Here is a 6,235-nt window from a genome sequence, read left to right as displayed (position 1 = left end):
CAAGCCCGTCAGGCACGGCATGAGAAATGCCGGATGAACATCGAGACTCAGGGAGAAGGTGCGGCGCGGGCTCTCGGGCTCATGTCATGACCTGACATGCAAGCGCTCGGGGGGATCGCAGAGGGATGACAGACGAACGCGGCAAGGCGCGACTCGCCTACAGAAAGGGGGGTGGCTGGCTCGTTGACGAGACTGATCGCTCTGCCCTTGGAACTGACGTTTGCATACCGCGTGACCAATTGAAACCTCATCTTCCGTTTGAGGGTCAACGACGGGGAACGGCCTGCGCCGGGGTGTCAGCGCCAGGGTGGACCCGATCGGCTGTGACTGCGGAGTCTGTGAACCCGTGACAGTCATTGGCGCTGGGTTTTTGGCCCTGGGCGCCGGGGATAATAACCACGATTTTCGGCGATGAGGCAAACAAAAAGTTACAAACCGCGAAAGTGTCCGTCAAACGGCACTGCTGTCCAGGCGGGAGAGCGGTTTGAAATTTCAGCGTCCGGCGGCGACTTTTCCCCGCGCGCAATGCAATACTCGAAAACTGACTCACACGAGCCCGGCCTCCATGACCCTCACCTACCGACGACTGACTCCGGCCGATGCACCTGCCTATCGCGCCTTGATGCTCGAGGCCTATGAACGTCATCCAGACGCCTTTACCTCCGACGTGAAGGAGCGCGAAGTGCTGCCTGCCCAGTGGTGGGAGAAGAGGCTCGATGACAGCGCTGACGCAACCGAAGTAGTGTTTGCCGCCGTTGAAGACGGTCTCTTGCTGGGTGTAGCCGGCCTTTGCGTCGAAACCCGAAAGAAGGCCCGACACAAATCGACCCTGTTCGGCATGTATGTGCCACTGGCGCACAGGAACAGAGGCATCGGCTCTCGATTGGTACGCAGCGTGCTCGACCATGCCCGAACCCGGCCCAAGCTTCTGGTCGTCCAGCTCACTGTCACGCAGGGCAACGCCGAAGCAGTCGGGCTGTACGAGCGCATGGGCTTCGTGACCTTTGGCATCGAACCCCTTGCAGTCGCTGTAGGCACCGGATTCGTCGCCAAGGTGCATATGTGGAAAGACTTGCGCGGGTAACCGGTCCACCCAGGTAACAGGCGCTTCAGCAATCGAGCGCGTCAGCCGCTTCGGTCAGGGAATCGACGATCACGTCCCAGTCCTGTTCGGCGGTCAGGTCAGATGTCTGGCCTGGCCCGTGCTCGGCGGGGCGTCGGACGAAAACGGTCTTGAAGCCATTCGCACGTGCGGCAGTCAGGTCGGCGTTATGCGCAGCCACCATGGCGACGCAATGCGGCGCCAGGCCCACTGCTTTTGCAGACTTCAGGTAGGTCTGGGGCATCGGTTTGTAGGTGCCGGCGATCTCCGCGCCGACGATGACGTCCCAGGGCAGTCCGCCGAATTTAGCCAGGTTGAGCATTCCGGCGATGTGTCCGTTCGATAGCGTACCGATCGAGAATCTGCGCTTTAATCGGGTCAGGCCTGCGACCGAGTCAGGCCATGGATCGAGCCGCTCCCAGGCCTTGTTCAGTTCGGCGAGCTCGGCCCCGGGGATGCTGCCGAAATCCACCTCGTGGCGCGCCAGCACGGTTTCGAGACTCTCACGGTTGAGCACATCGAGTGTCACGTAGGGGCGCTCACCCGCACGCACGCGCTGCATGGAAGGTTGATACAGGCTCCGCCACTGATCGGCAAAATCAAGGGGATCGATGTCCACGCCATGCCGCTGCAGAAAGGGCGCCGCGGCCCGCGCCACGCCGTTTCGCCAGTCGACAACGGTGCCGAATACATCGAAACCGAGAAACCCTATCTGTTCCAGCCTGGCCATATTGCTCTCCCGAATCGTGCACAGTCGCTTATAGTTCTACAGAATTAGAACTATAGAACCAATCGCGCCAAAGAGAGTTGTTTCGGGCAGGCATTGCCCCATCTGTAAACGCAAAACTGCTCGGCGACTGATCAATCAACGGTAGATGGAGGATTCATGGACTACGTAAAGCTTGGCAACACAGGACTGGATATTTCCAGACTGTGCCTTGGATGCATGACATTCGGCGAGCCCGATGCCGGAACGCACCCTTGGACACTGGGCGAAGAAGCAAGCAGGCCGATCATCAAACACGCCGTCGAGCAAGGCATCAATTTTTTTGACACGGCCAACAGCTACTCGGCAGGCACCTCGGAAACCATCGTCGGCAAATTGCTCAAAGAGTTCACGAGTCGCGACGAGACCGTGATCGCAACGAAGGTGTTTTTTCCGGCGAACATGTGGGAAGGCTCGACCCGCCCTAACGAAAAGGGCCTCTCGCGCAAGGCCATCATGTCCAGTATCGACGCGAGCCTGACGCGACTCGGCACTGACTACGTTGACCTGTACCAGATCCATCGCTGGGACTATGACACGCCCATCGAAGAAACCATGGAAGCCCTGCACGATGTGGTCAAGGCCGGCAAGGCCAGGTACATCGGCGCGTCCTCCATGTACGCATGGCAGTTCGCAAAAGCCCAGCAGGTCGCAACCGCGCATGGCTGGAGCAGGTTCGTCTCGATGCAGAACTACCTGAACCTGGTGTATCGCGAAGAAGAGCGCGAGATGATCCCGCTGTGTATCGATCAGGGTGTCGGCCTGATGCCGTGGAGCCCGATGGCACGCGGCAGGCTGACCAGGCCCCATGGTCAGCAGACCGAGCGGACCAGAACCGACGTTTCCGGCCAGTCGTTTTACGAGGCGACGGAAAAGGAAGACGGTCGAGTGATCGATGCCGTGGAGCAGCTTGCCGCAGAGCGCGGGGTACCGATGGCGCAAATCGCACTGGCTTGGGTGTTGGCCAAACGCGGTGTATCAGCGCCCATCGTCGGTGCTTCCAAGGCGACGCAGCTGGACGATGCCATCGCAGCACTGCAACTGGTGCTCAGTGATGAGGACATCAAACGCCTCGAGGCACCGTACGTGCCCCATGCAGTGACCGGTTTCGTCTGACCGGCGCTGCAGAACCCCGGGACCGGCGAATGGCGTGAGCCTCGCCGGTTACCTGTTGGAGACTGCGACCACGAATACCCGTAAAGAATGCACCGCAGCTTTCGTAACTGTCACACCGTTCTGAAATAACACCTGTCTATGTCACTGTACGCAAATATCTATTAGTCAGTCAGTCGACTGGGCGGTATCGTCAGGCCATTCTGAATAAAGGCTCTTTGCCATTATTTAATTCGACTTTTTCTCTTGCCTCTTTCGGGTTCATTTCATGAAAAATCAGGTTTCTCTGGCTACGCGCATCGGCTTGGGATTTGCCGCCGTCGTCTCGCTGCTCATCTTGATCACAGCCGTTGGCATTCAGCGGGTCGGGTTCATCGACAGCACCCTGGAAGACGTAGGCGAAAATGCCGCCAAGGTACAGCGCTATGCGATCAACTTCCGGGGCAGCGTGCACAACCGTGCAATCGCTTTGCGCGATGCCGTGCTGGTCAACAACGATCAGGACCTGGCGCTGCATCTGGCAGAGATGACCCGTCTTGAAAAGGACTATGTCGACTCGGCTGTACCGATGGAGCAGTTGTTCGCCAAGCAGAATATAAGTGCCGAGGAACGCCAATTGCTGCGTGGCATCAAGGAAATCGAACAGCAAACGCTCGGCTCTACCAAGAGCGTGATTGCCTTGCGCCGTGCCGGAGACATCGCCGGTGCCCAGGCCCTTTTGCTGAGCCAGACCTCCGGCGACTACAGCGAATGGCTGAAGCGTATCAATGCGCTCATCGACCATGAGGAAGCCTCGATCAGGGTTCAGCTGGATAATGTGCAGGCGACCGCCAGCCAGTTCCGTGGCCTGATGCTGCTGGCCACTGCGTTCGCTGTACTGCTGAGCATTGCGCTGTCGGCGTTCATCATTCGCTTCGTGAAAAAGACGCTGGGCGCGGAGCCTGTCGACGTTGCCGAGGCCATTCGCCGACTGGCTGCGGGCGATCTGCAGCAAACCATCACCACAGCGTATCCCGACAGCGTCATGGGTGTGCTGAAAACGGCGCTGAGCCGTCTTTCGGAAACCATTACCGAAGTGCGAATGGCCGCTCAGGAGGTCAGCCAGTCCTCTACCGTGCTGTCGGCAGCCTCCTCCGCCAACAACACCCAGATCATGGTGCAGACCCGTGAAGCCGAACAGGTGGCCACTGCGATCAGTGAAATGGCCGCGACGGTCAGTGAAGTCTCGGGCTACGCAGCACAGGCCGCAGATGCTGCGCGCCTGGCTGACAGTGAGGTGGCGAACGGCAACAGCCTCGTCGAAGGTACGACCACCGCCATCGAACAACTGGCGGCCACGCTGACTGAAACCACCAGCACCGTGGAGCAGGTGTCACGGCACGGCGAGCAGATCGAAACGGTGATCGAGGTGATCAACTCGATTGCCTCGCAAACCAACCTGCTGGCGCTCAACGCAGCCATTGAGGCCGCCCGCGCGGGCGAGCATGGCAGAGGTTTTGCGGTCGTGGCCGATGAGGTTCGTTCGCTGGCCAATCGCACCCAGCTGTCGACCCAGGAGATTCAAAACATGATCAGCACGCTGCAGGGTGGTACTGAAACCGCGGCACAAAACATGCGCGACAGCTGTGAACTGGTCAATCGCGCCGTGGAGCAGACACGCAATGCCCAAAGCGCCCTGTCGAGAATCAATCAGGAAGTGAGTGCGATCAATCACATGAACGCGCAGATCGCCAGCGCTTCGGTTCAACAGAGCTCAGTGGCAGAAGACGTTGCGATGAACATCACCAGCATCCACGACTCGACACTCAAATCCGCCAATGGATCGCAGCAGGTGGCTACCGCCAGCGAGGAGCTGGCACAGCTTGCGGATCGCCTGACCCGCAAGGTCGCGTTTTTCAAGGCAGGCTGAGGGTGCAATGAGGTATCGCGACGATGCATTCGGCATCGCCGCGGTATTCCGCTATCGGCAGATCAGTCTGTGCAACTGACCGGTCTTGAGCTGCGCATCGCCAGCATCACGGTGAGCATGGACAGCGCGGCACACACCGCGCCGATCACGATGGCAGCGGTGAAGCCGGCCCGACCGGACGCCACGCCGCCAATGAACGCCCCGCCGCCAATCGACAGATTCACCACACAGACCAGCAGCGCCTGAACACCTTCCACGCGATCATTGGAGGCTTCGAAACACCAGATCTGCGTGGTGATGGGGATCATCCCGAAAGCGAACCCCCAGACCAGAATCACCGGCCAGAGCAGCCACGGGTTGCCGACGAACATCAGCAGCGCAGTCAGCGAACCCAGCATCAGCAGAGTCATGATCAGCACCGAGGACGGCGCACTTCTGGCCGCCAGGGCTCCACCGGCCAGATTGCCTGCAACCGCCGCCAGGCCGAACGCGAAAAGCAATGCCCCCAGGGCCTGGCCCTGAATATGCGCGAATTCCTGCACGAAGGGCGCGAGGTAAGTGTACGCCGCGAAGTGCCCCACATAGATCAACAGTGCGGCAGCGAACATTCGACGAATGCGCTGCTCGCCAGCCAATGACAGCATCTGGCTGATGCCGGCAGAACGCTCGCCCGGCAACGCAGGCAGGAAGAATGCGATCAACAACCCCACTGCCACCGTGACCACTGCCGCTGCTTCAAATGCCGCCCGCCAGCCGAAGGCTTCACCGATCAACGTACCGGCCGGAATCCCGGCGACGGTGCCGATCGAGACGCCGGCCAGCACATAGGCGGTAGCCTTGACGCCCTCCTTGCCCGGCCTCAAACGAGGCCCGAGCGAACCGGCAATCGTCCAGAATCCGCCCAGCGCGAAGCCGAGCAGGACCCTGCCCGCAAGGGTCAGCCAGAAGTGCGTGGACAGCGCGACGATCAGGTTGGATGCCAGCAATATCGACAACAGTCCGAGCAACAGGCGCTTGCGGTCGACATGACTGAACAGGGCAATACAGGACGGTGCCGAAATGGCCGCGAGGACGCCGGGAACGGCCATCATCAAGCCTGTCTGGCTGATGCTGGTTCCCAGGTCGTGAGCGATATCGGGCAGCAGCCCGACCGGCAGAAATTCAGTGGTGACGGTGGCGAACGACCCAAGCGATACGCTACCAACGGCCCACCATGAAGCGGGTTTTGTATCTACATTTCCAGCGGTTTCAAAGCGACTCACAGCGGTTCCAGAATTCGGGAATGTCAGCGACCAGCCACTCAGGCCAGCGCGTGGATGCGGCCAACCCTAACGTGTAAGCCCGT

The 6,235-nt window shown here is 59.9% G+C and carries 5 protein-coding genes; 3 read left to right on the top strand and 2 right to left on the bottom strand.

All coding sequences use genetic code 11. The features are described 5' to 3' along the window. Positions 1–565 precede the first annotated feature (565 nt). Entirely contained in the window at positions 566–1,084 is a 519-nt protein-coding gene (locus PI739_RS04060; RefSeq protein ID WP_003371404.1) for a GNAT family N-acetyltransferase, read from the top strand. A gap of 25 nt (positions 1,085–1,109) precedes the next feature. Here the strand turns inward: PI739_RS04060 and PI739_RS04055 are convergent, their stop codons facing one another. Further along, positions 1,110–1,832, bottom strand: a complete 723-nt coding sequence (locus PI739_RS04055; protein WP_096106943.1) for a haloacid dehalogenase type II — start codon at positions 1,830–1,832, stop codon at positions 1,110–1,112. A gap of 156 nt (positions 1,833–1,988) precedes the next feature. Between PI739_RS04055 and PI739_RS04050 the strand changes: the two genes are divergently transcribed. Continuing rightward, positions 1,989–2,984, top strand: a complete 996-nt coding sequence (locus PI739_RS04050) for an aldo/keto reductase (RefSeq protein WP_271351492.1) — start codon at positions 1,989–1,991, stop codon at positions 2,982–2,984. Between the two features lie 265 nt (positions 2,985–3,249). Further along, a complete protein-coding gene (locus PI739_RS04045; RefSeq protein ID WP_024662578.1) occupies positions 3,250–4,890 on the top strand; it encodes a methyl-accepting chemotaxis protein in 1,641 nt (546 codons plus the stop codon). A gap of 62 nt (positions 4,891–4,952) precedes the next feature. On the opposite strand, the gene PI739_RS04040 is transcribed toward PI739_RS04045, so the two are convergent. Continuing rightward, a complete protein-coding gene (locus PI739_RS04040; protein WP_058415904.1) occupies positions 4,953–6,152 on the bottom strand; it encodes an MFS transporter in 1,200 nt (399 codons plus the stop codon). Positions 6,153–6,235: the final 83 nt, after the last annotated feature.

The sequence above is a fragment of the Pseudomonas cerasi genome (genome assembly GCF_027983475.1).
In the GTDB taxonomy this organism is placed as follows: domain Bacteria; phylum Pseudomonadota; class Gammaproteobacteria; order Pseudomonadales; family Pseudomonadaceae; genus Aquipseudomonas; species Aquipseudomonas cerasi.
This window is presented reverse-complemented; position numbering and strand designations above follow the sequence as displayed.